Source organism: Streptomyces sp. TLI_053 (assembly GCF_900105395.1).
Taxonomy (GTDB): Bacteria; Actinomycetota; Actinomycetes; order Streptomycetales; family Streptomycetaceae; genus Kitasatospora.
The window spans coordinates 8,234,167-8,259,939 of sequence record NZ_LT629775.1; the positions used below are offsets into that span (position 1 = coordinate 8,234,167).

Annotated in this window: 22 protein-coding genes and 1 pseudogene; 7 read left to right on the top strand and 16 right to left on the bottom strand. The window is 75.4% G+C overall.

The genetic code is table 11. The features are described 5' to 3' along the window. Positions 1–534: 534 nt before the first annotated feature. Complete coding sequence (locus BLU95_RS34305) at positions 535–1,743, top strand: MFS transporter (RefSeq protein WP_093863407.1); 1,209 nt, start codon at positions 535–537, stop codon at positions 1,741–1,743. 192 nt (positions 1,744–1,935) lie between these two features. After that, on the top strand, positions 1,936–2,835 hold the full coding sequence (locus BLU95_RS34310; protein ID WP_353653595.1) for a Gfo/Idh/MocA family protein: 900 nt from the start codon (positions 1,936–1,938) through the stop codon (positions 2,833–2,835). Positions 2,836–3,230: 395 nt separating this feature from the next. Here the strand turns inward: BLU95_RS34310 and BLU95_RS34315 are convergent, their stop codons facing one another. The 8 genes and pseudogenes from BLU95_RS34315 to BLU95_RS34350 all read right to left on the bottom strand — a co-directional run bounded on the left by BLU95_RS34315 (position 3,231) and on the right by BLU95_RS34350 (position 12,039). Then, positions 3,231–4,178 (bottom strand): NAD-dependent epimerase/dehydratase family protein, encoded by a 948-nt coding sequence (locus BLU95_RS34315; RefSeq protein WP_093863408.1) that lies wholly within the window; start codon positions 4,176–4,178, stop codon positions 3,231–3,233. A 117-nt stretch (positions 4,179–4,295) separates the two neighbouring features. After that, positions 4,296–4,748 (bottom strand): hypothetical protein, encoded by a 453-nt coding sequence (locus BLU95_RS34320; protein ID WP_159425108.1) that lies wholly within the window; start codon positions 4,746–4,748, stop codon positions 4,296–4,298. Positions 4,749–5,034: 286 nt separating this feature from the next. Continuing rightward, positions 5,035–6,402: a M14 family metallopeptidase gene (locus BLU95_RS34325; RefSeq protein ID WP_093863410.1), complete on the bottom strand. Its 1,368-nt coding sequence runs from the start codon at positions 6,400–6,402 to the stop codon at positions 5,035–5,037. A gap of 136 nt (positions 6,403–6,538) precedes the next feature. Beyond that, positions 6,539–6,796, bottom strand: a pseudogene (locus BLU95_RS44600) (DUF2201 family putative metallopeptidase); the annotation flags it as partial. Between the two features lie 29 nt (positions 6,797–6,825). After that, positions 6,826–7,611 carry a hypothetical protein gene (locus BLU95_RS34335; RefSeq protein ID WP_093863411.1) on the bottom strand — a complete coding sequence of 262 codons (786 nt, stop codon included), beginning with the start codon at positions 7,609–7,611 and terminating at the stop codon, positions 6,826–6,828. After that, positions 7,608–9,095: a hypothetical protein gene (locus BLU95_RS34340; RefSeq protein ID WP_159425110.1), complete on the bottom strand. Its 1,488-nt coding sequence runs from the start codon at positions 9,093–9,095 to the stop codon at positions 7,608–7,610. Before BLU95_RS34340 ends, BLU95_RS34335 begins: the two co-directional genes overlap by 4 nt. A gap of 185 nt (positions 9,096–9,280) precedes the next feature. Then, a complete protein-coding gene (locus BLU95_RS34345; RefSeq protein WP_093863413.1) occupies positions 9,281–10,459 on the bottom strand; it encodes an ARPP-2 domain-containing protein in 1,179 nt (392 codons plus the stop codon). Further along, on the bottom strand, positions 10,456–12,039 hold the full coding sequence (locus BLU95_RS34350) for a hypothetical protein (RefSeq protein ID WP_231978027.1): 1,584 nt from the start codon (positions 12,037–12,039) through the stop codon (positions 10,456–10,458). Before BLU95_RS34350 ends, BLU95_RS34345 begins: the two co-directional genes overlap by 4 nt. Positions 12,040–12,534: 495 nt before the next feature. On the opposite strand from BLU95_RS34350, the gene BLU95_RS34355 reads away from it, so the two are divergent. Beyond that, on the top strand, positions 12,535–14,748 hold the full coding sequence (locus BLU95_RS34355; RefSeq protein ID WP_093865336.1) for a M4 family metallopeptidase: 2,214 nt from the start codon (positions 12,535–12,537) through the stop codon (positions 14,746–14,748). Positions 14,749–15,138: 390 nt separating this feature from the next. Here BLU95_RS34355 and ddaH read toward each other — a convergent pair whose 3' ends face one another. Further along, complete coding sequence (gene ddaH / locus BLU95_RS34360) at positions 15,139–15,957, bottom strand: dimethylargininase (RefSeq protein WP_093863414.1); 819 nt, start codon at positions 15,955–15,957, stop codon at positions 15,139–15,141. 311 nt (positions 15,958–16,268) lie between these two features. Between ddaH and BLU95_RS34365 the strand changes: the two genes are divergently transcribed. After that, positions 16,269–17,117 carry a class I SAM-dependent methyltransferase gene (locus tag BLU95_RS34365; protein ID WP_093863415.1) on the top strand — a complete coding sequence of 283 codons (849 nt, stop codon included), beginning with the start codon at positions 16,269–16,271 and terminating at the stop codon, positions 17,115–17,117. 61 nt (positions 17,118–17,178) lie between these two features. On the opposite strand, the gene BLU95_RS34370 is transcribed toward BLU95_RS34365, so the two are convergent. Further along, positions 17,179–18,180 carry an aldo/keto reductase gene (locus BLU95_RS34370; protein ID WP_093865337.1) on the bottom strand — a complete coding sequence of 334 codons (1,002 nt, stop codon included), beginning with the start codon at positions 18,178–18,180 and terminating at the stop codon, positions 17,179–17,181. Positions 18,181–18,412: 232 nt separating this feature from the next. On the opposite strand from BLU95_RS34370, the gene BLU95_RS34375 reads away from it, so the two are divergent. Then, positions 18,413–18,934, top strand: coding sequence for a GNAT family N-acetyltransferase (locus BLU95_RS34375; RefSeq protein ID WP_093863416.1), 522 nt, complete (start codon positions 18,413–18,415; stop codon positions 18,932–18,934). A 36-nt stretch (positions 18,935–18,970) separates the two neighbouring features. Here the strand turns inward: BLU95_RS34375 and BLU95_RS34380 are convergent, their stop codons facing one another. The 3 genes from BLU95_RS34380 to BLU95_RS34390 form a co-directional block, all read right to left on the bottom strand. Next, positions 18,971–19,447, bottom strand: a complete 477-nt coding sequence (locus BLU95_RS34380) for a DUF3291 domain-containing protein (protein WP_093863417.1) — start codon at positions 19,445–19,447, stop codon at positions 18,971–18,973. A gap of 31 nt (positions 19,448–19,478) precedes the next feature. After that, entirely contained in the window at positions 19,479–20,162 is a 684-nt protein-coding gene (locus BLU95_RS34385) for a helix-turn-helix transcriptional regulator (RefSeq protein ID WP_093863418.1), read from the bottom strand. A gap of 71 nt (positions 20,163–20,233) precedes the next feature. Beyond that, entirely contained in the window at positions 20,234–20,992 is a 759-nt protein-coding gene (locus BLU95_RS34390) for an SOS response-associated peptidase (RefSeq protein WP_093863419.1), read from the bottom strand. Positions 20,993–21,217: 225 nt separating this feature from the next. Here BLU95_RS34390 and BLU95_RS34395 point away from each other — a divergent pair, with 225 nt between their 5' ends. Continuing rightward, complete coding sequence (locus BLU95_RS34395; RefSeq protein WP_093863420.1) at positions 21,218–22,591, top strand: NAD(P)/FAD-dependent oxidoreductase; 1,374 nt, start codon at positions 21,218–21,220, stop codon at positions 22,589–22,591. Between the two features lie 136 nt (positions 22,592–22,727). Continuing rightward, positions 22,728–24,053 carry an MFS transporter gene (locus BLU95_RS34400; RefSeq protein WP_231978028.1) on the top strand — a complete coding sequence of 442 codons (1,326 nt, stop codon included), beginning with the start codon at positions 22,728–22,730 and terminating at the stop codon, positions 24,051–24,053. Here BLU95_RS34400 and BLU95_RS34405 read toward each other — a convergent pair. The 3 genes from BLU95_RS34405 to BLU95_RS34415 all read right to left on the bottom strand — a co-directional run bounded on the left by BLU95_RS34405 (position 24,043) and on the right by BLU95_RS34415 (position 25,728). Then, a complete protein-coding gene (locus BLU95_RS34405) occupies positions 24,043–24,564 on the bottom strand; it encodes an AAA family ATPase (protein ID WP_093863421.1) in 522 nt (173 codons plus the stop codon). The two genes, BLU95_RS34400 and BLU95_RS34405, sit on opposite strands and share 11 nt — an antisense overlap. Positions 24,565–24,672: 108 nt before the next feature. Further along, on the bottom strand, positions 24,673–25,023 hold the full coding sequence (locus BLU95_RS34410) for a thioredoxin family protein (RefSeq protein ID WP_093863422.1): 351 nt from the start codon (positions 25,021–25,023) through the stop codon (positions 24,673–24,675). A gap of 135 nt (positions 25,024–25,158) precedes the next feature. After that, complete coding sequence (locus BLU95_RS34415) at positions 25,159–25,728, bottom strand: TetR/AcrR family transcriptional regulator (RefSeq protein WP_093863423.1); 570 nt, start codon at positions 25,726–25,728, stop codon at positions 25,159–25,161. Between the last annotated feature and the right edge of the window lie 45 nt (positions 25,729–25,773).

Genomic DNA, 25,773 nt, shown 5'->3' on the forward strand with positions numbered 1-25,773 from the left:
GGTCCGGTCCCGCCCGAGCCCTCCCCGGCGTCGGACGGCAGCGGGTGTGGGCCGACACCGACGGGGTAGCCGCGCGGTGGCAGAGCTTCCGGACCCGGAGAGGAACGACCGACCGTGGGAATCCCCCCGAACGACCCCGTCCCGCCCAGCCCCACCCCGCCCCCCGGCCCGGGACCCGCGCCGGGGCCGGGACCGCTGCCCGGCCCGGTACCCGGTCCCGGCGGGCCGGACCCGAGGCCGCCCGGCCCGGTGCCGCCGGAGCCCGACCCGCTCCCGCCGCCCGCTCCGCGACCTGACCCGCACCCGGCCCCGGGGCCCCTGCCCGGGCCCGGCCCCGCTCCCGAACCGGTGACCCGCGCGCCCGCGACCCTCGACCGCTGACCCCGACCGCCGCCGCGCCGTCCTCCACGCCGCCCGCCCGCCGCGCCCGCCGCGCCCGCCGCCGACCGGCCGGGGCCGGCGGGCCTCGGCCATTCGGCGCAGCCACCGGCCACCGGGCCGCCGCCGTCCCGCCCCGGCGCCTACCGTGGGCGGATGACCGACCGCCGGACCCGCCGCCCGCCCGCCGCCGGTCACCCCGGCTACCTCGGCGCCGCCGCCGCCTTCGCCGTCTGCATGGCGGGCACCACCCTGCCCACCCCGCTGTACGGGCTTTACCAGGACGAGATCGGCTTCTCCGAACTGATGGTGACGGTGGTGTTCGCCGTCTACGCGTTCGGGGTGATCGGCGTGCTGCTGCTCGTCGGCAACGTCTCCGACAGCGTCGGCCGCCGCCCCGTCCTGCTCTGCGGACTCGCGCTCGCCGCCGGCAGCGCCGTCGCCTTCCTCGCCGAGGGCGGCCTGCCGCTGCTCTGCCTGGGACGCCTGCTGTCCGGTCTGTCGGCGGGCCTGTTCACCGGCACCGCCACCGCCTACGTGCTGGAACTGGCCCCGCCCGACCGCCGGGCCCGGGCCGGCTTCGTCGCGACCGCCGCCAACATGGGCGGCCTCGGCTGCGGTCCGCTGCTGTCCGGCCTGCTCGCCGAGTACGCGCCGGAGCCGCTCGTCCTGCCGTTCGTCGTGCACCTGGTGCTGCTGGCCGCCTCGTTCGCGGTCACCTGGTTCCTGCCGGAGACCGTCGACGGCGCCCGTCCGCTGCGCACCGCCCGGCCGCGGCGCCCGTCGCTGCCGCCGGAGGTCCGCGGGGTGTTCGTGCCGGCGGCGATCGCGGCCTTCGCGGGCTTCTCCCTGCTGGGGGTCTTCACCTCGGTCACCCCGGCCTTCCTGGGGCAGAGTCTGGGCATCCACAACCACGCGGTGGTCGGCCTGATCGTCTTCGCGGCCTTCCTCGCCTCCACGCTCGGACAACTGCTGGTGCCCCGGCTGGGCTCCGCCCGGGCGATCCCGCTCGGCTGCCTGGTGCTCATCGCGGGCCTCGCGCTGCTGGCCGCCTCGCTCGCGTGGACGCTCCTCGCCCTGCTGGTGCTCAGCGCCCTGGTCGGCGGCGCCGGGCAGGGCATGGGCCTGCGCGGGGCGGTCGGCGAGATCGCCGGCGCGGCCCCCGCCGAGCACCGGGGCGGCGCCCTCTCCGCGCTCTTCGTGGTCGCCTACTTCGGCATCTCCGTCCCCGTCATCGGGGTCGGCCTGCTTGCCGAACCGCTGGGCCTCGCCGACGCGGGCCTGGTCTTCGCCGCCTGCATGGCCGTCCTCGCCGCCGCCTCCGGTGCCTACCTGCTGCGCCGCGCCCGCGTCCACCCGGCCTGACCCGGCGTCCCGTCAGGTCCGCCACCGCGGGCGCCCGCGCTGCGTCCGCACCGGTCCGGCGCCCGGCCGCGTGGTCGCAGCCCGGTGCCTGGTTCGTCCCGCTCGAGGGCCGGTGCATAGGGTGGGGGCGGAAGCTGCCCCCGCGCACCCGTGGAGATCCGGATGAGTTCGAACGCCGCGCCCGACGCCCTGCTGCCGGTCGGGGTGATCGGCCTCGGGGACATCGCCCAGAAGGCGTACCTGCCGGTCCTGACGGCGCTGCCCGGTCTGGACCTGCGCCTGATGACCCGGGACGGCGCCAAGCTGGACCGGATCGGCGACACCCACCGGATCCCGGCCGAGCGGCGCTTCACCGACCTCGGGCAGCTCATCGGCAGCGGGATCCGGGCCGCCTTCGTGCACGCCGCGACCGACCAGCACGTCCCGATCGTGGAGCAGCTGCTGACGGCGGGCGTCGACGTGTACGTGGACAAGCCGCTCGACTACACCCTCGACGGCTCCCGCCGCCTGGTCGACCTGGCGGACCGCACCGGCCGCTCCCTGATGGTCGGCTTCAACCGGCGGTTCGCGCCGGCCAACGTCCAGGCGAAGGAACGCCCGCGCGACCTCGTCCTGCTGCGGAAGAACCGCGAGGGCCTGCCCGAGGCGGCGCGCCCGCTGGTCTTCGACGACTTCATCCACGTCGTCGACACGCTGCGCTTCCTGGTCCCCGGCGACATCGAGCACGTCGACGTCCGCGCCCGGGTCCGCGAGGGCCTGGTCGAGCACGTGGTCCTCACCCTGGCGGGCGAGGGCTTCACCGCCCTCGGCATCATGAACCGCATGTCCGGCTCCACCGAGGAGATCCTGGAGGTCTCCGGCGGCGACTCCAAGCGCGAGGTCCACAACCTCGCCGACGTCGTCGACCACCGCGGCCAGCCCACCGTCCGCCGCCGCGGCGACTGGGTCCCGGTCGCCCGCCAGCGCGGCATCGAACAGGCCGGGCTCACCTTCCTCGACGCCGTCCGCACCGGCAAGACCCTCGACGCCCACGACGCCCTGCGCACCCACGAGCTCTGCGAACTGATCGTCGAACGCATCGAAGCCCTCTGACACCGAACTCCCCGGCCGCAGGGCCGCACGCCGGACGGCTGCACGAAGCACGGCCGCACGGCCGCACGCCGTTCGACGTCGCAGCCGTACGGGCGAGGGATTCGAGGACCGGGCCCGCGCGTCGTCCCGCAGGCCCGGTCCGGCCGGCCCTCCCGTTCCGCCGCCTCCGGCGCACCGCCCCTGCGGCCGACCCGGTGCCGTCCACGCCGGGAGGCTGAATCGGCCGTCGGCGCCTGCCGCCCTCCCGGGCCCGCTCCTCGGGCGCGGCCACGCCGTCGGCCCGGGACCACGAACCCGGCACCATGGCTCCGGTCCGCCCGCGGGACGGTCCCCGGCCGGCCGGCCGGGCGACGGTTTCCGACGGCGCGGGGCACCGGGCCTCGGCCTCGCGCGGTCTACCCGGCCGGTCGGGCCGCCGGACGGTCGCGCCACCAGGTGAGGGTGGCGCGGAGCTGGGTGTCCAGGGGGGTGGGGCGGGTGGTGAAGGCGGCTTCCCAGGCGGCGGCGTCGACGACGAAGGGGTGGTCGAACTGGTAGCGGGTCTCGCGGAGTTCGCGCAGGAGTGGGGTGACGAGGGCGGCCAGGGCGAACACGGTGGGGTGCAGGCGGCGGACGGGGACGGGGGCGACGCCGGCCTCGGCGGCGAGGAGGTCGACCATCCGGCGGACCGGGACGGCGGGGGCGGTCGGGGCGTGCCAGGCGCGGCCCCAGGCACGCTCGTCGGTGGCGGCCTCGGCCAGGGTGCGGGCCACGTCGGGGAGGTAGGTCCAGCTGTGCGGGGCGTCGGGGTCGCCGAGGACGCTGACCGGCTTGCCGGCCAGCAGTCGCGGGACGACGCGACCGGCCAGGTGGCCGCCGTCGGTCACGCCGGGGCCGAAGAAGTCGGAGGCGCGGACCTCGACGGCGCGGATGCGGCCCGCCTCGTGGAGGGCGCGGGCCTGCTCCCAGAGCGAGGCCCGGAGGCGCCCCTTGGGGCCGGGGGCGGCGAGCGGGAGGTCCTCGGTGAGGGGGCCGTCCACCGGGCCGTAGCCGTAGAGGTTGCCGAGCATGACGAGCACGGCGCCGGTGGCCTCGGCGGTGGCGAGGAGGGAGGTGTGCAGGGGAGGCCAGTCGGCGGTCCAGCGGGGGAGCGGAGGTGCGGCGCAGCTGTGGATCGCGGCGGCTCCCCGTGCGGCCTCGGTCAGTCGCGCGGTGTCGGTGGCGTCCAGGGCGAGGTGTTCGATCCCGGGCTCGGTCGGCCGCCCGGACCGGGTGACCACCCGTACCGTGTGGCCCTGCTCGGCCAGCAGTCGCGCCGTGGCCGCTCCGGCCGGTCCGTGTCCGACGATCACATGAAGACTCACCGTCACACCATAGAGGGGCCGGACCAGCGGGAACGCGGTCGGGGTGGGCACGGTGGGGTGGGCGCGCGGCCCGGACCCGGTACGGGCCGGGCCGCGCGGGTGGGACCGGACGGGGCGTCAGCAGGGCACGAAGGCCGAGACCGTCGCCGTCGAGGGCGGCCAACCGCCGTTGTTGACGCTGAAGCTGGAAGTCACCGTGTTGCCGCAGGGCACGGTGAGCAGCAGGTCGCCGACGGTGGCGCCGCCGGGCGGGACCAGTGCGGTCAGGTTGAGGGGCGGCTGCGGCGGGAGCGCGGGGGTGGAGCCGGTGATGGTGAAACCGACGTTCTGGGCGACCCAGGCCGGGTCGGTGGTGGCGACCTGGCCGTAGAGGCGGACGTTGGTGCCGCTGACCTCGATACAGGCACGGGTGCGCAGGAAGCCGGGGGCGCCCGGGGTGCCGCAGGTGACGGTGCCGGTGGGCCCGACCGGGCCCACCGGACCGGTGGCGGTGGCGGTGGGGGCCAGGCCGACGGTCAGCGCGGCGAGGCCGGCGGCGCCCGCCAGGGCGGCGGTGGTGAGGCGGTTCATGGAGCGGTTCCCTCCCTCGTGCGGCGCGCCGGTGAAGTCCGGTGCGCACACTGTGACATGTCACATTCCTTGGGGGGATCTTTGCATTCCGAATGACGGCCCGTCAGTACCCGGGCGGGTGCGGGCCGGTTCTGACCGGTGGACGCGGCGGTTTGGCCGGAACGAAGTGACATGCACCGCTTCGTGGGCGACGGAACGGAGGCGGGGGGCAACGCGGAAGGCCCGGTCGATGCTCCCCGGGGAGCACCGACCGGGCCTGTGGTCGTCAATCGGTCCTACCGGTGGTTCAGTTGGCGATCCCGCAGTACTGCTGCTGCTTGCCGATGGCCCGGTAGACGCAGTCGGCGGTCTCCAGCAGTCGCAGCACCGCCTCCCGGTTGCGGCTGGTCTCGCGCCCGATCACCTCGTCCGGCGGGTAGAAGCCGCTGCTGCCGTTCGGCCCGGGGTACATCTCGAAGGTGTAGGCGAACACCCGCTGGGCGCCCCACAGCCAGTCGTCGATCGAGCCGTCGGTGATGTAGAGGTCGCTCGACTGCTCCGGCGTGTAGCCGTTGGTGGAGGCCATCGAGCGGCCGAGGGTGGCGAAGGTGTTGTACTCGTCGGCGGTCATGCCGGTGGTGGTGTTGGCGGTGGTCCAGCCGAACGGCCAGAGCACCAGCTCGCTGTAGGTGTGGAAGTCGATCGCCGCGGTGATCTGCTGCTTGCCGCCGACCACCCGGGTGCGGACGAAGTCGGCGACCACCTTGGTCTCCTTGGCGGACTCCGCCGCGCTGCCCCGGTAGGTCTCGCTGGAGGTGGAGCCGGAGGAGCCGCCGCAGCATCCCCACTTGTAGTTCCAGTTGCGGTTGAGGTCGGTGCCGACGCTGCTGCTGCCGGTGTTCGGCTGCCGGTCCTTGCGCCAACTGCGGTAGCGGCCGGTGGCGATGTCGTACTCGCCGCCGTCCGGGTTGAGGTCCGGGACCACCCAGATCTCCCGGTTGTTCACGACGTTGGCGATCCTGCTGTCCGTGGCGTACTTGTCGCCGAGTTCGTGCAGCAGGTAGAGCGACATCTCGACGGTGAGGTGCTCGCGGGCGTGCTGGTGGGCGGTGAAGAGCACCTCGGGTTCGTTCTCGTCGGTGCCGACGTTGTCGCTGATCTTGACGGCGACGATCGGCCGGCCCTCGTACGAGGTGCCGATGACCCGCTTGCTCATGATGTCGGGGTGCGCGGCCACGACGGCGTCGATGTCGGCGGCGGCCTCCGCGTAGTTGTGGTACCCGGAGTCGGCGGACGGGAAGTCGTACAGCGCGGCGCCGGACTCGGCCTGCCCGCCGGGCCCGTCGCCGTAGCGGGGGCCCGGCAGCGGGACGGGGGACCAGCCGAGCGCCCGCAGCCGGGCGGTCTCGGCGGCGGTGGCCGTGACCGTCACCGAGTCGGCCCGGACGGCGTCGACCGAGGCCCCGGTGGCGGCGACGGCGGTGCGTTCGGCGACGGTGCGCGGGCCGTCCAGGCGGTACTGCCGGACGCTGTCGGCGTCGCCGGCCGAGGCGACGGAGTCCGGCTGGACGGCGGCGGCCGGGGTGACGGCCTGGATGCTGAGCGGGGTGGTGAGGGCGAGCGCCAGCAGGACGGCGGTGGCCGTGGCGGGCTTCCCTCGGCGGGGCAGTCGCATGACTGTCCTCCTGTGGGGGGTCCGTAGGGACGGAACGTTGGAGGAGATGCGGCGCCGCGAGCTTGATGGTGCGTCAATGTCATGCTTTCGTCAAGGAGTTGGGGAAGCGAGGGCGCGGGCGGGGGCTCGCGGGCGGTCAGGAGCGGGAGCCCGCCGCCGACCCGATGGTCACCACCCGCGCCCAGTCGGGGGGTTCCGTCCGCCGGTACTCGGTGCTGTCCTCGCTCCACCGGCCGGGCCGGCCGAACAGGCCCACCACCGTCCGGCAGAACGGCTTCGCGGACGGCCACGGTGTCTGACCGTCCGTCAGAACGACCACGACGTCCGGCCGGGGCCAGGTCCGCAGGGCGGTGGCGAACCCCTGCCGGAGGTCCGTCCCGCCGCCGCCGACCAGCAGCCCCGTCGCCCCGCCCGCACGGTCCGTCAGGCGCCCCGGTGGCCGGTGCGGGGAAGCCGTTCGGTCTCCGCCCGGGCCCGGGCCGCGGCGCCTTCGTCGGCCTGCGGGAGGCGTTGGGTCTCCGCCCGGGCCCGGGCTTCCGTTCCTGCCCCGACCCGGGTTTCCGCTCCTGCCGCGGCCGGGGTTTCCGTTCCCGCAGAGGCTCCCGGCGGGGCCGTTTCGTCCGCGAGCAGCGGGATCCCGTTCCGCAGGGTCACCGCGCCCGGGAGGTCGTACCTGCGGCTGCGCTGGACGATCTTCTCCCGGTTCACGGTGAGCGTCCCGGTGACGGTGCAACTGCCGGCGCGCAGCGCCACCAGGCGGGCCTGGCGGACCACCGCGACGATGCCCGCCAGCTCGATGACGAGCGTCAGCTCCATCCGGACCGAGCCGACCGGAGCGCCGTCGACGAGCAGATCGACTCGCGGGCTGTTGGTCGAGGTGATGCGGTGGTCGACGAGTGCCACCACCTCCTCCGACGCGGGATCGGCCCGGGTGCGTCGGGCGGCCGCGGTCAGGGCGGTGTACCGGGACCAGCCGGCGGCGGCGAAACCGAACAGGTCGCGCCCGAGCTGGCGGTCCAGCGCGGTGGCCACCTCGCGCTCGACGGCCTGCCCGGCCGCACCGGTCAGCCGGGGGATTCCGTGCAGCAGGGCACCGACGGTGTCCCGCGCGTGCAGGGACGCGGTGAGCGGTTCGACGGCGCTGCCGGGCGCGGCCCCGAACAGCAGGTCGCGGGCGGTGGCCGGATCGGTCAGGGCGGGGGTGCTCATTGCTCCTCCGTTTCCTCGCGGGCGACGGCGGGCGGGCCCCCGGCGGGTGGGCTCCCGGCGGGCCGCTCGACGTGCGTCCGGTCGCCCGCCGCCCCCTCGCCCGCTGCCTCCTGGCCCGGTGTCCCCCTGCCCGGCGTCTCCTCGACGCGGTGCGTGCCCGGGTCCGGGCGCGGCTCCAGCCGGACGGTCAGGCCGGGACCGGCCGGGTCGGCGGCCTCCTCGACCCGCGGTCGCGGCGGCTCACCGGCCACCGGGGCGACGGAGACGTGCGCGGACGCCCAGCTCGGCCCCCGGCGGCGGCCGAGCACGTAGGTGCCCGCGAGGGCGGTGAGCAGCACGGCGCCGCCCGCCGTCGGGCCGACCACCAGCGCCGTCGGTGACGCGTCGCCGGACCCGCTCCCCGACCCGCCGCCGGTCTCCGCGGACAGGACCTCGAAGTCCGTCCGACCGTCCGCCTCCGGGTGGGCCGGGCAGACCGCCCGCAGGTGGTAGCGGCCGGGCCTGGCGTCGTCCGCGATCCGGGTGGTCACGGTGAACCCGCCGCCGGAGCCGGTGCCGACGTGCTCCCACACCACGCCGTTCCAGGTCAGCTCGGCCTCCCCGCCCCGGCAGGCGTAGCCGCTCCCGGTGAGCACCACCGGCTGCCCCGGCCGCGCGGCGCCCGGCTCCACCCGCAGTGCGGCTCCCGCGCCCGCCCTGCCGTTCGACGTGCCGGCGGGGCCGCCGGCCGGCGCCTTGTCGGACGGCCCGGTCAGCGGTCCCGCCGGAGCACCGCTCCCCGGGGCCGCGAGGACGGTGAACGCCGCGCTGGTCGCGTGGTCCGTGGACGGTTCGCAGGCGGCCGCCACCGGGTGGGCGCCCGGCGGCGCGTCCGGGGGAGCGGTGAGCCGCTGCTCGAAGGTCCCGTCGGGCGCCGCGACCCGGCCGAGTTCCCGCTGCTCCCAGCGCAGCACGACGGGCTCACCGGCGGGGCAGGCGAATCCGCTCCCGTGGGCGACGAAGGTCCGGCCGGGGGTGCCGCTCGCCGGGTCGAGGGTGAGGACCCCCGGTGCGGCGGGGTCGACGGTGAACGTCGCGGAGGCCGTCAGGTCGAACGGGCCGCGGAGGCCCTGGGCCTCGGGCGCCCGGAGGTTGGGCCGGGGGAAGACCCGGCAGGAGGCCGTGACCCGGTGCGGAGCAGGGCGGGCGCTCGCGGGCACGGTGAACGACGCATGGATGCTGCCGTCCGCGCCGATCGGGCCGGTGCCCAGGTCGGTGCCGGTGTCCCACCGTAAGCGCACGGACTTCGTGTCGGGGAGGCAGTCGCCGAAGCCCGCCCCATCGATCGTCACGCCGGTTCCCGCCGCGCCGTGCCCGGGGTTCAGCCGGAGCGAGGTGTCCGCGCCCGCCGCCGGTGCGAGCAGCACCGACGCCGCCGCGACCACGGACGCCAGCAGCGCCGGGACCACGGCCCGGCCCGCCGGCCGTCCGGTTCCTCTCGGCATCGCCGACCGTCCTTCTGCGAACCTTCTCCCATCATCCCCCGGCCCCGCCCCCGGCACCATGCCCGGGCGGGGTAGTGCCCGGGCGGGGCTGCCGCAGTGGCGGGCGGGCCCGGCGCGCGGAGCCGCCCGACCGGAGCGTCCGACACGGAGATCCGCCCTACCGGTGCCCGGCGCGCCGCGCCGCCCTACCGGCGCGTGGCGCGGCGGTAGCCGTCCAGGACGTCCTGGCGCAGCAGGCTCCCGAAGCCGGCGGATTCGAGGCGCAGGCCGAGCTGGGGCTCGGTGAGGCCGAGGGCGGTGGCGGCCGTCGGCAGGTGCCAGTCGTGGGCGGCGAGGCGGTCCAGCAGGTGGCCGCGGCGGACCTGGGCCTCTGACAGCCGGAAGGTCTTGAGGTAGGCGAGGCGGCCGTGCTCGTCGGTGATCGCCTCGCCGATGTGGTTCTCCTGCTTGGGGCGGAACTCCGGCAGGAACCGGTCCAGGGTGAATCGGCCCAGGCGGCGCACCGTCCGCGCCCGGTAGTCCGGGTCCAGCAGACCGCCGGCCATCGTGTCGTCGTGGAAGGCCGCCCACTCGCGCTCCTGGCCGTCGACGGCCGTGCGCAGCTGCGCCAGGGAGTTCACCGGACCGGCCGTGCGCAGATCGGCCCGGAAGTCCGGTACGGGGGCGGACAGGAGGGCGTAGTGGTGGATCAGCTCGCCGAACAGGTCGAGCAGCAGGGTCCGGTGCAGCGCGCGGTAGTCGTCGGGGTGCGGGACGACGAAGGCCGCGGCGAGCGCGTCGGCCACGTACACGACCAGGCCGCACTGGCCGGGGTGGATCTCGAAGACCCGCAGGGCGTCGGCGAGGCCGCGGACCCGGTCGCCGGCGTACGCCTCCTCGGCGCGCGGCGAGAGGCCGTGCCGCAGCGCGCGCTCGGAGTACTCCTCCCAGGCGATCGACGGGCCGCCGAAGTGCAGGGCGAGATAGCCCTCCAGGGCGAGGTGCAGCGGCAGGAAGCGCAGCCGGGTGCGGTTCTCGCGCTTGGCGATCCGGCGCGGCGGCCGTACCCGGATCCGCTCGGGCGGGGTGCTGGCGGTGACGGCGGAGGGCGCGTCGAGCCGGGTGCCGTAGGCGGCGGCGGGGGTGCCGTCGCGGGTCCAGTCGGCGACGAAGCCGTGCGGGACGAAGGCGAGGTAGTCGGTGCGACGGCCGACCGGGACGGCGGTGTACTCCGGCTCGTAGAGCTCCTGGTGGAGCCGGAGGTCCTCGATCGGCTGGGTGCGGACCAGCGGCACCAGACGCACGCCGCCCCACACCTGGGCGGGGCGGGTGTCGAGCCCGGTGAGGTCGAGGCGGAACGCCGGGGCGGCCGGGGTGGTGGTCATCGGGCGGTCTCCCCTGCGGTTCCGGCGGCTGAGGTCCCGGCGGTGCTGCCCTCGGTGGTGGTGGCCCCGGCGACGGCGGTCCCGGCGGTGGTGGCAGGGGTGACGGCGGTCCCGGCGCTGGTACTCCCGGTGACCGCCGCGCCGCCCGCCGCCAGGAACCGCTCGGTGCGGGCGGCCAGGTGCGCCGTCAGCTCGGCGAGGTCCGTCCGGCCCTCGGCGAAACGCGCGAACTCGACCAGGGCGGGCAGGTCCTCGGCGTCGCGCAGCCCGGCGGTGGGCACCGTCGGGGCGAGCCGGCGCACGTCGAACCCCTCCGCGTCGTACACCGGGTTGAGGTGCACGATGCTGGTCCGGTGCTCCGGGTCGAGCCGGGTGCGCCACACCCGCAGCACCTCGGCGGCCAGCCCCGGCGGGGCGTTGTCCCAGCCGTCGGAGACGATCACCAGCCGCTCGGGCGCGGTGTCCAGCGCGTCCAGGATGTGGCGCCCGAGCGGGGTCGGCCCGGACGGGCGGGCGAGCAGCGCGTCGCCGTGCCCGGAGGTCCACAGCGCCGTGTACTCGCCGGCCAGCGCCGCGAGCAGGAAGTGGCAGGCGAGCGCGGCGGCGAGCGGCCGGCGGCGCTTGACGCCCGAGCCGTACGCGGACCAGCTGTCGTCGAGCACGGCCGTGACCCGGCCCCAGCCGCCCTCCTCCGCCCCGGCCGCGCGCACCGCCCGGCGTGCCGCGCCCCGCAGGGCCTCGGTCAGTTCCGTCCGGCGGGCGCTCCGGTCGGTCGGCGGCAGGCTCAGCGCGTACGAGGCGAGCCGGGTGAGCGGCATCCGGGCGAGCGCGCCGGCGTCGGCGGTGACGGCGGTGGCGCCGAGCGTGCGGGCGGACTCCTGGAGGCGCAGCCGCTCCAGTCCGGTCAGCCGCGGCTCGATCCGCCGCAGGAAGGCGGCCCGGGGGATGCCGTGGCGGTCGGCGAAGCCCTCCGCGACGGTGTACGGCAGCTCGTAGAGCGCGCCCTGCTCGTAGTGGGCGCGCCGCCAGGCGTCCAGCAGCGGCGCGGCGTACCGGGGGCGCCGGCGCGGGGCGTACAGGAAGTCGCCGGTCTCCTCCGCGACGGGGCGCAGATGGGTGTGGCGCAGCGCGAGCTTGAGCCCGGCGCGGTACTTGACGGAGTCGAGAGCCTGGTCGGGGCGGGCGGCGAGCCAGTCGCGCAGGATCGCCCGGGTGCGGCGGTTGTTGACCTTGGCGCGGCGCAGCTCGCCGATCAGCCGGTAGACCCGCTGCGGCGGAAGCAGCCGCAGCCGACGGGCGATCAGCCGGCCCTCGGTGCGCCGCTGCTCCTCGGTGGCCTCGCGGGAGCTCTCCAGCAGGCGGCGGACGATCAGGGCGGCGTTGTGGTCGTTGATGTCGAGGGCGAGCGCGGCGGCGTACGGGCCGCGGTAGTTGACGAGCATGTACTCGTGCAGGAAGTCGAGCGACAGCCGCTGCTCGTCCGCCCCGCTGTGGAACTCGCGCTGCCCGGTGCCGGTGATCGCCGCGTTGACGAACAGCAGCACGTCCTCGGCGGCGACGAGGTCGCCGTACGTCTCCACAAGGACCGCCCCCCTGGTCTGTCACGCTGCTGACCAGCACCCTCACGGCGCCGGTCGCCCCTCCGGTCCCCGGATGCTATCGGGACGAATCGGATGGGCCAACCCGATTTCGCGGCCCGCACGACCGACCGGGCGCGGCTTCCTCGACGGGGTGGCGGAGGTGCGGGCGCGGGCAGGCCGGTCCGTGCGGGCACGCCTCGGTCGTCGGCGGAGCATTTCGGCCAACTTGTTTCGGCATTGATGACATGCCCTCACCAAGAATGGCACTGTGTACCGTCCGTCGCCGCCGGAGCACTGGCAGTCGCCAGGGCGCCGCGCGGGCAGTACCTCGAAGGCCGTTCCAGCCAGTCGAACCACCAGCTCTACCGGGCGCCACCCCTCTCGGCCGCCCGGCTGACTCCGGCCGCCTGAACCCGGCCGTCGCAGAAGGAGTTCCGTGTGACTCGATTCCGCAAGAAGTCCCTCCCCGTCAGCGCGTTGATCGCCGGTGCCGCGATGGTCGTGGCCGCTCTGCCCGCCGGTGCCGCCGCCGCGGCGGACACCCCGGCCGGGGCGCCCGCCGGGGTGCAGGCCGCGCCGCAGGCGATCGCCGGCGCGCTGCCCGCGAAGCTGTCGGCCGCGCAGCGCGGCGCCCTGCTGGCCGCCGCCGACGCGAACAGGCCGAGCACGGCCGCCGCGCTGAAGCTGGGTCCGAAGGAGGCCCTGGTCGTCCGGGGCGTCACCAGGGACGCGGACGGCACCGTGCACACCCGCTACGAGCGGACCTTCGACGGACTGCCGGTGCTCGGCGGCGACCTGGTCGTGCACGCCGCCCCCGGCGGAGCGATCAGGAGCGTCACCCGGGCCACCGGCGCGGACATCGCCGTCGACACCGGCCCCCGGGAGAGCGCCGAGACCGCCAAGGGCCTCGCGCTGGCCGGCGCCGCGGACGCCAAGGTCGCGGGGGCGGCGGCCGGCGACGCCCGCAAGGTGGTCTGGGCCGGCTCCGGCACCCCGCGCCTGGCGTGGGAGACGGTCGTGACGGGCACCCAGGAGGACGGCACACCCTCCGAGCTGCACGTCGTCACCGACGCGAACTCCGGCAAGAAGATCTTCGAGTACCAGGGCATCGAGACCGGCCTGGGCACCAGCAAGTACTCCGGCCAGGTCACCATCGGCACCTCGGCGGCCGACGGCGGCGGCTACGCGATGACCGACCCCACCCGGGGCGGCCACAGCACCTACGACCTGAACGGCACCAGCTCCACCAGGACGCTGTTCACCAACCCGACCGACACCTGGGGCGACGGCACCGTCGGCAACCGCCAGACCGCCGCCGTGGACGCCGCCTACGGCGCCCAACTCACCTGGGACTACTACCAGAACGTCCACGGCCGCGAGGGCATCAAGGACGACGGTGTCGGTGCCTACACCCGGGTGCACTACGGCAGCAACTACGTCAACGCGTTCTGGTCCGACACCTGCTTCTGCATGACGTACGGCGACGGCGCGGGCAACGTCAAGCCGCTCACCTCGATCGACGTCGGCGGCCACGAGATGACCCACGGCATCACCTCCGCCACCGCCGGACTGATCTACAGCGGCGAGTCCGGCGGCCTGAACGAGGCGACCTCCGACATCATGGCCGCCGCCATCGAGTTCTGGGCCGGCAACCCCGAGGACCAGGGCGACTACCTGGTCGGCGAGAAGATCGACATCAGGGGTGACGGCACCCCGCTGCGCTACATGGACAAGCCCTCCAAGGACGGCAAGTCGCGGGACGTCTGGTCGGCCGACCTCGGCACCGTCGACGTGCACTACTCCTCCGGCCCGGCCAACCACTGGTTCTACCTGGCCTCCGAGGGCAGCGGCGCCAAGACCGTCAACGGGGTCGCCTACGACTCCCCGACCTCCGACGGCCTGCCGGTGACCGGCATCGGCCGGGAGGCCGCCGCCAGGATCTGGTACCGGGCGCTCACCACCTACATGACCTCGTCCACCGACTACGCCGGCGCCCGCACCGCCACCCTCCGGGCCACCGCCGACCTGTACGGGCAGCTCAGCCCCACCTACATGAACGCCGCCAACGCCTGGGCCGCGATCAACGTCGGCCCGCGCGTCGTCGACGGCCTGCTCCTCGACCCCGTCGCCGACCAGATCACCGAGGTCGGCGCTCCCGCCGCGCTCGAGGTCAAGGCGATCAACTTCAACCCCGGCGCCGTCACCTACCACGCGACCGGGCTCCCCGACGGCCTGCAGCTCCACCCGGTCACCGGCCGCATCACCGGCACCCCGACCGCGGCCGGCACCTCCACGGTGACCGTCACCGCCAAGGCCTCCCACAACCGGCGGCTCTCGACCACCTTCACCTGGAAGGTCTCCCGGGGCATCTTCGCGAACGCCACCGCCGTGCCGATCCCGGACGGCGGCCCGGCGGTCCTCTCCGACATCGTGGTCGACCGGATCCCGGGCGCCGCGCCCGGCGACCTCAAGGTGGGCGTCGACATCAAGCACACCTGGCGCGGTGACCTGGCCGTCGACCTGATCGGCCCGGACGGGACCGTGTACCCGCTGAAGAAGGCCGCCATCGGCGACTCGGCCGACGACGTCGTCGAGACCTACACCGTGGACGCCTCCGCCCAGCAGGCCAACGGCACCTGGCGGCTCCGGGTGCAGGACATGTACCGCAGCGACTCGGGCCGCATCGACAGCTGGCGGATCATCTTCTGACCGGCCTCCCGCCCGGGTGCTCCGGCCGGCCCACGCCGGGAGCCGGACCACCCGGGCGGACGTGCGCCACGGACCCGGGCGGGCGCGGTCGTCGACGAGGACGGCCGGCCGGGGAATGGGGGTACGAGCTGCGAATCATTGCGTTAAAGGCACATTCCGGAAGTCGCACCGGAGTCCCGCGGCCGGCCGGGACGACAGTAGCACCGGGTGGTGCGGGGGCCGCATCCGGTTTTCCGCGGCCGCCCGCGCGCCCTCGACCTGCCGCTCGAGCCCCGCGCCGCCACCCCCTCGCGAGCCCCGCGCCGCCACCCCTCGCGGGCCGCCCGGCGTTCGGTCCGGTGCGCCGCCCGGCGTTCGGTCCGGTCCCGTCAGGTGTTCGGTCCGGACCCGTCAGGCCGGGGCCCCGCGCAGCTCCAGGGTGCAGCACTTCACACTGCCGCCCGCCTTGAGCAGCTCGGTGACGTCGATCCCGATCGGCTCGAAGCCCCGCTCGCGCAGCCGCGCCGCCAGCCCGACCGCCGCCTCCGGCAGCACCACCCGGCGGCCGTCCGAGACGGCGTTGAGGCCGAAGACGGCCGCGTCCTCGTCGGTGGCGAGCACGGCGTCCGGGTACAGCCCGGCCAGGGTGCGCCGGCTCTCGGGCGAGAAGGCGGCCGGGTAGTACATGACCTCGTCGTGGTCGAGCACCGCGAGCGCCGTGTCCAGGTGGTAGTAGCGCGGGTCGACCAGCTCCAGGGTCACCACGGGGCGGCCGAGGACGCGCTCGGTCTCGGCGTGCGCCCGCCGGTCGGTGCGGAAGCCGGTGCCGGCCAGGAGGCGTTCGCCGACCAGCAGGTAGTCGCCCTCGCCCTCGTTGGTGAACTCGGCCCGGTGCACCGCCCGGTAGCCGCGCGAACGGAACCACTCGACGTACGCCGGGGCCTCCTCCGCGCGCTCCTCGTGCCGGAACCGGGCGACCAGGGCGGTGCCGTCGACCACCGTCGCGCCGTTGGCCGCGAACACCATGTCGGGCAGGCCGGGCAGCGGATCGATCAACTCCACGGTGTGGCCGAGCTCCTGGAACAGCGCGTGGAGCTGCTCCCACTGGGCGACGGCGCGGTCGGCGTCGGTCGGCTTCGCCGGCTCCATCCACGGGTTGATCGAGTAGTCGACCGTGAAGTGCGTCGGACGGCACATCAGGTAGTGGCGCGGGCGGGCGGTACGGGACACGGGTGGTGGTCTTCCTTCCGGCGGGGTGGTGCGGGAGGCGCCGGGCGGGTGCGGGGTGCGCCCCGCCGGTCGCCCCGAGCGTGCCGGGCGCGACGATCGCGGACGTGGCCACGACATGCACGGTGAGCGGACGGCGGCGGTCCGGCCGGGGTCGGCGCACGGCGTCGTCGACGCAGGCCGGGGACGGCCCCGGAGCGGCGGACGGTGCGCGTTCCACGACACGCGGGCAGGAACGTGCCTGCGCGGCGGGGGCGGGGCGGAGCGCTGGACTGGTCCGGCCGTACACGCCGCGTCGACGAGGAGACCGCACGATGGGGACGACCAGCACGGGAGCGGGCACGAGCAGGGAGGCCGGCGAGGCCCGGGCCCCGGGGGCAGGCGCACCGCCGCACGCGGCCACCGGCCCGCTGCGCGTCCTGGACACCTCCGGCGCGGCCTACCGCCGGGCGTTCGAGCTCTTCCTCGCCGGTACGGACGAGAAGCCCCTCACCCACGCCCGGCTGACCGAGGTCGCCACCGGCCTGGACCGCCGCCGGGTCCTGCTGGACGTCGGCGCCGGCGAAGGCCGGACCACCGCCCACCTCGCGCAGTACTTCGAGCGCACGGTGGCGATCGAGCCCAGCGCGGTGATGCGCGAGCGGCTGCGCACCGTCTGCCCGGACGCCCTCGTCCTGCCGGACCGGATCGACGCCGCCGAACCGCCCGGGCCGGCGGACCTCGTCCACCTCTCCCACGTGCTCTACTACGTGCCGCCGGGGGACTGGCTGCGCACCGTCGGCCGGGTCCTGGACTGGGTGGCGCCCGGCGGGACGCTGCTGGTCGTGCTGCAGAACCCGGAGAGCCCCTGCATGCGGATGGCCGCGCACTTCGCCGGCGTGCGCTACGACCTGCGGCCGCTCGCCGAGCAGTTGGCGGAACAGGGACCGGAGCACACGGTGGCGCTGGAGACGCTCGACCTGCACTACCGGACCGACCGGCTGGCGGAGGCGGTGGACGTCGCGGAATTCATGGTGAACGTCGCCGACCTGGCCGTGCTGGACCGGCTGCCCGACCGGGACGAACTGACCGCCTACGTCGAACGCCACTTCGCCCGGCCGGACGGCGGCTACGCGATCGGTCACACCCAGGACATGCTGACGGTCCGCCGCGCCCCGCGCTGACGTCCCGGGGATCCTGCCGGCCCGGGTGCTGGCCCGGGTGCCGGCTCGGGTTCCGCGGCCGTCAGGCCCAGGGCAGCGCCGAGCGGGTGCCCCAGTACCGCTCGGCGGGTTCGGCGAGCGGCGCCAGAGCGGCCGACGCGGCGGGGGCGAGGGCGAGCCCGACGGCGTCCAGGTTCGAGGCGAGCTGGTCGGTGGTGGCCGCGCCGGAGAGCACCACGTCCGCCCAGGGCTGCGCGGCGACGGCCGCCAGCGCGAGGGCGTCGCAGGAGGCGCCGGTCCGGGCGGCGAGCTCGCGCAGCGCGGCGGTGTCCGGACCGGTGGCGTTGCGGTCGGCGAGCCGGCCGTTGGCCATGCCCTCCTTGACCACGACGAGCAGACCCGCCGCGTGCGCCTCGGCCAGCGCCGGTCCGGCGGAGGGCTCCAGCAGGTTCCAGGTCGACTGCACGGCGCCGAACAGGGGACGGCCGTCCACCGTCACCCCGAGCGCCGCCCGGACCGCCGCCGCCTGCTCCGGGCCGCTGGTCGACAGGCCCACCCGCACGCCGTCGGCGGCCAGCTCGGCCAGCCGGGCGTGCAGCGCGGGATCGGTGAGCGCGGGGCTGTCCGGCGTGACCGAGTGCACCAGGTAGAGGTCCGGACGGCGGCCCAGCAGAGCGAGGCTCTCCCGCACCTGACGGTCGAAGACGGCCGTCGAGTGCTCCTTGACCTCGTGCACCGGCACACCGGAGGCCCGCCAGTCGGCGGTGTACGTGTAGCCCCACTTGCTGCCGACCGTCACCTCGGCCGCGGCGAGCGGCCGGGCGGCGAGCCAGGCGCCGAGGAACTCCTCCGCGCGGCCGTAGGAACGAGCGGTGTCGAAGTAACGCACACCGGCGGCGAAAGCGGCGTCGAGCAGGGCGTGGGTCCGCTCGCGCAGCGCCTCCACGGTGCGCTCGGCCGGGAGGTCGAGATCGCGGCCGAGCGTGATGTACCCGGGCCGTCCGACGGCGGCGGTGCCCAGCCCGAACCGTGCGATCGACGGTCCGGACGGATCGTGCGCTGCGGCGGCGTGGGCGGTCGGCATGGCGGATCTCCATCGGCAGGGGCGGCAGGGGCGGTCTCCGCCGGCGGGGGCGGCGGCCTCCACCGCGGGGGCGGCGTTCTCCACCGCGGGGGCGGCGTTCTCCACCGCACCCTATCCGCTCGGACGGGCTCCGACCGGCCCCTGAACTGCACCGATAACCCGGTGACGGCCGGCCCCGGGCGGGTGCCTATGCTCCTGTGTCGAAGCGGAGACCACTGCGGGGAGGGCCGTCATGACCTACCGGATCGAACGGATCGGCCGGACGGACACGGACTGGGAGCGGTTGCGGGCGGTGCGCCTCGCGCAGCTGCTGGACACCCCGATGGCCTTCCTGGAGACCTACGAGACGGCACTGGCGCACGGCGACGAGGAGTGGCACTCCCGGATCCGCCGGGTCAACGAGCCCGGCAGCGTCGGTCTGGCGGCCGTGCACGACGACGGCGCCGGGGCGGGGGAGTGGGTCGGGACGATGATCGCCTTCACGCCCGAGCCCGGGACGGCGCTGCTGGTCGGCGTCTGGGTCCACCCGGAGCACCGGGGCCGCGAGCGCGGGGTGACGGACGGCATGCTGGACGCGATCGTCGCCTGGGCCCGGGAGACGGGTGCGCGGCGCCTGCTGCTCACCGTGCACGAGGACAACGCCAGGGCCGCCGCCTTCTACCGGCGCCGGGGCTTCGAACTCACCGGCGGCACCAAGCCGTACCCGCTGGACCCGGCCGCCCGCGAACTGGAGATGGCGCTGCCGCTGGTCTGACCGGACCCCGCCTGCTGCTCCCTCCCGTGTGCTCCGTCATCCCGTCACCGACCGGGCCTCCTCGGCGCTGTACGCGGAGGCGAAGGTGAACGCGCGCGGCGAGGGCCCGTGCGCCCGCAGGTGCGCCAGCCGCTCCAGCGCCTCGGCGACGTCCGGGCGGTGCCCGGCGGGCACCCACCAGAGCACCAGATGCGCCTCCACGTGCCGTGCGAACCATTCGCGCCGTCGCCGCATCGCCTCCAAGTGCCCGCTGCGGTAGGCGAATTCCCACAGGGCGTCCTGGTTCTCCCACACCGACAGATTGACGATGACGTCCGCGCCCGCCGGGCGCAGGCCGGTCGCGTCGTCCGTGCCGTCCTCGACCAGCCGCCAGACGAAGCCGGGCGCCCCGTCGGCGGCGGCGTTGACCGGGTCGAGCAGTTCGACGAACGGCGCGATCCGCGGGTCGTCGATCGGGTGGAGCAGCGTGGCGACGTTCAGCTGTGCGAGCTGGGCAGGCAGGGGCGAGGTCATGCCCCATCCCAGCACGGCCCGAGTTTCTATGTCAATCGTCATTGTTTTTAGAAGCTTCGACCACCACGCAGCACTCGCCCGGCCGCGCGTCCAGCCGTGCCCGGACCGGCCCGTCCGTCCCCAGCAGCCCTTCCAGCAGTGCGAGGTTCATGCCGCAGACGAGCGGCGGGAACTGCTCGGCGACGGCGTGGAACGGACAGTTGCGCATCCGGACGGCCGTCGCCGCGCCGCTGTCGGCGTCGTCCTCGGCCCGCACCGCGTAGGGTTCGTAGCCGCGCGAGGCCAGCAGCTCCATCGCCCGGTCGAGGTCACCGCAGGGCGGCTCCGTCCCGCGCAGTGCCTCCCCCCGGCGGCGCGCGGCCTCGTGCAGTGCGAGGTCCAGCCCGGCGGCCTCGGCCGCCCCGGCGAGGAGTTCGGCGGCGGTGCGGTAGTCACGGGCGGGCAGCGACACCGCGTGTTCGGCGCGGGCCCGGGTGTACACCTTGGCGGGCCGGCCCGCCCCCGGACCCGAGCGGCCGGTCAGCCGGCGGCTGCCGCTCTCCAGCAGTCCGGCCTCGGTGAGCCTGTCGAGGTGGTGCGCCGCGAGCGTGCGGGCCACCCCCGTGCCCTCGGCCGCCTCGTTGCGGCCGACCTCCCGGCCCTGCGCCACCACGTACTCGTACAGTCGGCGCCGCACTGGGTCCTGCAGCACCGCGATCGCGTCGATGTCCTCCATCCGGCCATTCTAAGAACAACGCGGATGGACGTTAGAACCTCCGGCCGGCGCCGGCCCGCCCCGCCGCCGGGTCAGGCGTAGTGGCCGCCGGTGACGTCCGGCAGCGGGTCCGGCACCGCGTCCAGCAGCTGCGGTCCGTCGTTGCGGACGCTGTTCACCGCGGTCGCGACCGGTCGCACCAGCAGGTCGCCCGTCGGTGCGTGCAGCAGGCCGCGGACCTCGGCGGGGTCGGTGACGCCCGGGTCGAGCCAGGCGTCCAGGGTGTCGGCGGTGAGGGTGACCGGCATCCGGTCGTGGACCCGGCCGGCCGCGTCGGTCGCCTCGGTGGTCAGCACGGTGCAGGTCACCAGCCACGCGTCCGCGTCCTCGGGGGCCGTGCGGTCGCGCCAGAACTCGTACAGCCCGGCCATCAGCAGCAGGCCGCCGTCCGGCCGGTGGAGGTAGTAGGGCTGCTTGTACCCCTTGCGCCCGTCCGCCGCCGGCACCGGCCGCCACTCGAAGTACCCGTCGGCGGGCACCACGCAGCGCCGCTCCTTGAAGGCCTTGCGGAACGCCGGTTTCTCGGCGGCGGTCTCCACTCTCGCGTTGATCATCCGCGCGCCGGAGCCCGGGTCCTTCGACCACGACGGCACCAGTCCCCAGCGCAGCGAGCGCACCTGGCGCGTGATCTCCCCGGTCTCCCGGTCGACCCGTTCCAGCACGCTCGCCACCTCGTCGGTCGGCGCGACGTTCCACGACGGCGCGAGCGCCTCCGTCGCGGGCCAGAGCGAGGCGCGCAGCAGTTCCGCCAGATCGGGCGGAGTGGTGGTGGAGACGAATCGACCGCACATGCGCCTCATCCTGCCCCCACCGCGCCCCGCCCGTCACGTGTCCCGCCCGTCGCGTGTCCCGCTTGTCGCGTCCCGCCCCGGCCGTCGCGCATCGCGCCCGCGTCGCCGTGCCCGTCCCGCATCACCCTCCCGTATCACCCGCCCCGCCCGTCGCCCGCCCCCGGCCGTCGCCCCAAGATCATCGAGCGGTAGGCTCCACCCGCAACACGACGCGAAGGGGAGCCAGTGGCGCGGGTTGCGGTGATCGGTGGCGGTATCGGCGGCCTGGGGGTCGCGCTCATGCTCGGACGGCGGGGGCACGCGGTCACGCTGTTCGAGCAGGACACCCGCGAAGCCGGCGAGGACCTGCACCGGGACTTCTTCCACTGGGACCGCCCCCGCGTTCCGCAGGCCGTCCAGCCGCACTCCCTGCTCGCACCGGTGCGCACGGTGCTGCGCGCCGAGGCGCCCGACGTCTACGCGGACCTGCTGGCGCGCGGCGCCCGGGAGTACCACGAGTTCGACTGGTTCGACGAGCACCCGCCGCACCGGGACGGCGACGAGGAACTGGTGACCCTCCGCACCCGCCGGATCGTGCTGGAGGCCGCCCTGGCCTCGGCCGTGCGGCGGGAGCCCACCGTCGACGTGCGGCGCGGCCGCCGGGTCGACGGCCTCACCTTCGCGCCGGGCCGCCCCGCCCGGGTCACCGGCGTCGCGGTCGGCGCGGACATCCACCCGGCGGACCTCGTCGTCGACGCGGCCGGCCGTCGCTCCGCCGTCCCCGCACTGCTCGTCGCGGCCGGGTGCCGTCCGCCCGTCGTCGAGAGCCACCGCGCCCGGATCGCCTACCTCTGCCGCTGGTACCGCGTGCGGGAGGACGGCCCCCGCGACCCGGGACGGCTGCGGAACGGCTCGTCCGCGCCGTTCGCGCTCGCCGGGGTCTTCCCCTCCGACAACGACACCTTCGCGGTGAACGTGGTGGTCTCCACCGCCGACCCGACCCGGGGCGCGCTCACCGACCCGGCCGTGTTCGAGGCCGTCGCCCGCAGCTTCCCCGCCACCGCCGCCTGGCTCGACCTGGCCGCCGAACCGCTGTCGGACGTCCTGGCGATGGCCGGGCTGGACAATCGCTGGACCTCCCTCGTCGACGACGAGGGCCCCGTCGTCACCGGCCTGGTCAACGCGGGGGACAGCCTCGTCCACACCAACCCGACCCTCGGCCACGGCGCCGCCCTCGGCCTGCGCGCCGCCCAGTACCTCGCGGGCCACGTCGAGGAGACGGCCGCCGACCCGGGCGGTTACCACGACTGGTCGGTGCGGACGCTGCGTCCGTGGTTCGACGCGCAGGTGGCGGCCGACCGGGTGGCCGGGCAGCGCCTCGCCGAGGGCGCGGAGTCCACGGACCGGCGGGCCGCCGCGCTCGCCGCGTGCGCCTTCGACGATCCCGTCGTCATGCGCGCCCGCGCCCAGGTGCGGCACCTGCTCCGGACGCCCGGCGAGGCCTACACGACCGAGGAGGTCGCCCGCAGCGTCACCGCCTGGCTGGCCGCCCGTCCGGACTTCGAGCCGACGCACGACGGCCCGACCCGCGAGCAGTGGGACGCCCTCGTCCCGGCCTGACGGCCCTGACGCCCTTGACGCCCCTGACGGCCATGGCGGCCATGGCGGCCGTCCCGGAGAGGCCCACGGACCGCGAGGTGTGCGAACGGCCGGTGCGCCGGAGGGTGCCCCGAGGTCCCCTGTTAGCCTCCTCGGCATGATCATGATGAAGCGGGGGGCCGACCGGAAGGTGTCCGAGGAGTCGGAGGCCGGTCCGCAGCGGGCCCTGATCGTCGCCAGTTTCGTCAACCGGGTGGGGAACGGCCTCTTCAACGCCGCGTCCGTCCTCTACTTCACGCTCGTGGCGCACCTGCCCGCCACCCAGGTCGGTGCGGGCCTGACGATCGCCGGCCTCTGCGGCCTGGCGGCCGGCATACCGGCGGGGAACCTGGCCGACCGGTACGGGCCGCGGGTGATCTGGCTGATCGCCTTCCTGGTCCAGGCCGCCTCGATGGCGGCGTTCGTCCTGATCGACAGCTGGCCCGTGTTCGTCCTGCTGGCCACGGTGGACCGGCTGGCCGCCACGGCGGGCGGCGCCGCGGGCGGCGCGCTCATCGCCAGGGTCGGCGGCGAGCGGCCCGCCGCGTTCCGGGCCAGGCTGCGGACCTACGTCAACCTCGGCGTGGTCACGGGCACCCTGGGCGCGGCCGTCGCCCTCCAGATCGACACCCGCGCCGCCTACACCGCGCTGATCCTCGCCAACGCCGCCAGCTTCGCCGGCGCCGCACTGGTCGTCCTGCTGGGCGTCCCCGCCTACCCGCCGCTGCCCCGGCCCGAGCAGCACCGCCAGTGGTCGGTCCTGGCGGACCGGCCGTACGTGTCCTTCGTCGCCCTCTACAGCGCCATGGGCCTGCAGTACCAGACCGTTTCGCTGCTCCTGCCGATCTGGATCAGCGCCCACACCGACGCACCGCGCTGGACCGTGGCGGCGATCTACGCGATCAACAGCGGCATCTGCGTGCTGCTCCAGAGCAGGCTCGGGGCCAAGGTGGAGACCCCCCGTCAGGGCGGGCGCGCCTTCCGCCTCGCCGGGCTGATGTTCCTCCTCAGCTGCCCCCTGATGGCACTGACGGCCGACGTCCCCGCCTGGGTGGCGCCGGTGCTCGCCGTGCTCGCGGTAGCCCTCCACAGCCTCGGCGAGGTGTGGGAGTCCTCGGCCGGCTACGCCCTCGGCTTCGGCCTCGCGCCCGACCACGCCCACGGCCAGTACCAGGGTCTCCTCGGCATCGGCTTCAACGCGGGCCAGGCCCTCGCCCCGCTGGTCCTGACCGGCGCCGTCCTCGGCCTCGGCCACACGGGCTGGCTGCTTCTCGGCCTCTTCTTCGCCGCTCTCGGCGCCGCCGCCACGCCGCTGGTGGGCTGGGCCGAGCGCACCCGCCCCGCGCCCCCGGTCCCCGACGTGCCCGGCGAGGCCGCCTCCGAGGCCTCCGCCGAGGCCGCCTCCGAGGCCGCCGCCGACACCGCCGCCCGGCTCAGCTCGTGACGGCGGCCGCGATCCGCCCGGCGGCCTGGGCGGGCGTGAGGTGCGTGGTGTCGACGACCTCGGCCTCCGCGTGCAGCCAGGTGCGGGCCGCCTCGGCGTAGGGCTCCAGATACCTGAGGCGGAACGGCGAGGGGCCGAGCACGGTGTCCCCGAGGATCCGCCCGTGCAGGGTCTCCTGGTCGGCGTGCAGGACGAAGTGCCGCACGGGGATGCCGTGGTGGGCCAGGCCCGCCGCGATCTCGCGCCAGTACCGCTCGACCAGGACGGTCATCGGCATCACCAGGGTGCCGCCGGTGTAGTCGAGCACCCGCCGCGCCGTCTCCACCACGAGCGGTCGCCACGGTGGCCAGTGCTGGAAGTTGTCGGTGCCGGGCAGTCCCGGCGTGATGTCCATGAGCGTCTCGCCGACCTTCTCGGCGTCGAACACCCGGGAGTCCGGAATCAGTGGCTGCACCAGCGCGGCCGTCGTCGTCTTGCCCGCACCGTGGGTGCCGTTCAGCCATACGATCATGCGCCCGATCCTAGGCGCGAAGGCCGCCGCGGTCGGCCCTTCCGTGCCGGACGCCGGGCCCGGACGGTCCTCGCCCGCGGCCCGGGGACTCCGTCCGGGCCGCGTCCGTCAGCCGTCCCCGACGGGTCGGAGGTGGGCGTCCAGGAAGGCCCGGACGCCCGCCCCGTCGGTCGCCTCCGTCGTGGTGGCCACCGCTTCGCCGTCCAGGACGAGCACGAAGGTGGGCGCGCCCAGCACCTCGTACCGCTCGGTGGCCGCCGGGCAGCGCACGATGTCGGTGCGGACGACGGCGACCCGGCCCGCGTACGCGCGGGCCACGTCCTTGACCACCGGTTCCAGGCTCTTGCAGGCGGCGGCCCACACGCCCCAGAAGTACAGGAGCACCGGACCGTCGACGTGCGCGAGCACGAAGTCGAATTCCGCGTCCTCCTTGGGATGGTGCATCCCGACTGCTGCCATGCGGTCCTCTCCTTCGTCGTCGCGACCGGCTCGCTCGCCGCCCCCCATCCTCCCCGGTCGCAGGCCCGCTCGCCGCACCCGGGCCCCGGGGCCCGGGCTCCCGCCGTGCCTGCGAGCGCCTTCCCCGCCCCGTGGCTACGCCGTGCTGCGGCACCCCGCGAGGAGGGCGGCGACCATGCGCGTCGCCTCGGCCCGGCCGTAGTCGGGGCCGGTGATGGAGAGGTTCCCGATGGCGCGCATCAACGTGTAGGCGGTGATGCCGGGTTCGAGTTCGCCGGCGGCCGCGCAGGCGTCCAGGAGCGTCGCGCAGGCGGGGACCAGGGTGTCGAGCATCAGGGTGTGGAGGTTCTCCAGCCCGGGATCGCCGGAGCCCAGTGCGGCGCCGAGGCCGTGCTTGGTCACCAGGAACTCCACGAACGCGTCCGCCCAGCGGGTCAGCGCGGTGAACGGGGAGTCCGATTCCTCCAGCAGCCGGGGCGCGAGCGCGGCGCAGGTGTCGATCTGGTGCCGGTAGACGGCGGTGACGAGGTCGGCCCGGGTCGGGAAGTTCCGGTAGAGCGTGCCGACGCCGACGCCGGCGCGTTCGGCGATGTCCCGGACCGGGGCCTGGACCCCCTGTTCCACGAAGACCTCGGCGGCCGCCGCCAGCACGCCGCTGCGGGTGCGCCGGGCCTGTGCTTGACGTACTCCGACCGGTTCCGGCACCGGCTTCTCCTTTACTCGCGGAACGATGTTCCGCTAGATTGGCGG

Bases quoted from the DNA above. Each gene is read 5' to 3' on its own strand.
- BLU95_RS34305 (WP_093863407.1), top strand. From the start codon at position 535: ATGACCGACCGCCGGACCCGCCGCCCGCCCGCCGCCGGTCACCCCGGC.
- BLU95_RS34320 (WP_159425108.1), bottom strand. From the start codon at position 4,748: ATGAACCGCCTCACCACCGCCGCCCTGGCGGGCGCCGCCGGCCTCGCC.
- BLU95_RS34325 (WP_093863410.1), bottom strand. From the start codon at position 6,402: ATGCGACTGCCCCGCCGAGGGAAGCCCGCCACGGCCACCGCCGTCCTG.
- BLU95_RS34335 (WP_093863411.1), bottom strand. From the start codon at position 7,611: ATGAGCACCCCCGCCCTGACCGATCCGGCCACCGCCCGCGACCTGCTG.
- BLU95_RS34340 (WP_159425110.1), bottom strand. From the start codon at position 9,095: ATGCCGAGAGGAACCGGACGGCCGGCGGGCCGGGCCGTGGTCCCGGCG.
- BLU95_RS34345 (WP_093863413.1), bottom strand. From the start codon at position 10,459: ATGACCACCACCCCGGCCGCCCCGGCGTTCCGCCTCGACCTCACCGGG.
- BLU95_RS34355 (WP_093865336.1), top strand. From the start codon at position 12,535: ATGGTCGTGGCCGCTCTGCCCGCCGGTGCCGCCGCCGCGGCGGACACC.
- BLU95_RS34365 (WP_093863415.1), top strand. From the start codon at position 16,269: ATGGGGACGACCAGCACGGGAGCGGGCACGAGCAGGGAGGCCGGCGAG.
- BLU95_RS34370 (WP_093865337.1), bottom strand. From the start codon at position 18,180: ATGCCGACCGCCCACGCCGCCGCAGCGCACGATCCGTCCGGACCGTCG.
- BLU95_RS34375 (WP_093863416.1), top strand. From the start codon at position 18,413: ATGACCTACCGGATCGAACGGATCGGCCGGACGGACACGGACTGGGAG.
- BLU95_RS34380 (WP_093863417.1), bottom strand. From the start codon at position 19,447: ATGACCTCGCCCCTGCCTGCCCAGCTCGCACAGCTGAACGTCGCCACG.
- BLU95_RS34385 (WP_093863418.1), bottom strand. From the start codon at position 20,162: ATGGAGGACATCGACGCGATCGCGGTGCTGCAGGACCCAGTGCGGCGC.
- BLU95_RS34390 (WP_093863419.1), bottom strand. From the start codon at position 20,992: ATGTGCGGTCGATTCGTCTCCACCACCACTCCGCCCGATCTGGCGGAA.
- BLU95_RS34400 (WP_231978028.1), top strand. From the start codon at position 22,728: ATGATCATGATGAAGCGGGGGGCCGACCGGAAGGTGTCCGAGGAGTCG.
- BLU95_RS34405 (WP_093863421.1), bottom strand. From the start codon at position 24,564: ATGATCGTATGGCTGAACGGCACCCACGGTGCGGGCAAGACGACGACG.
- BLU95_RS34410 (WP_093863422.1), bottom strand. From the start codon at position 25,023: ATGGCAGCAGTCGGGATGCACCATCCCAAGGAGGACGCGGAATTCGAC.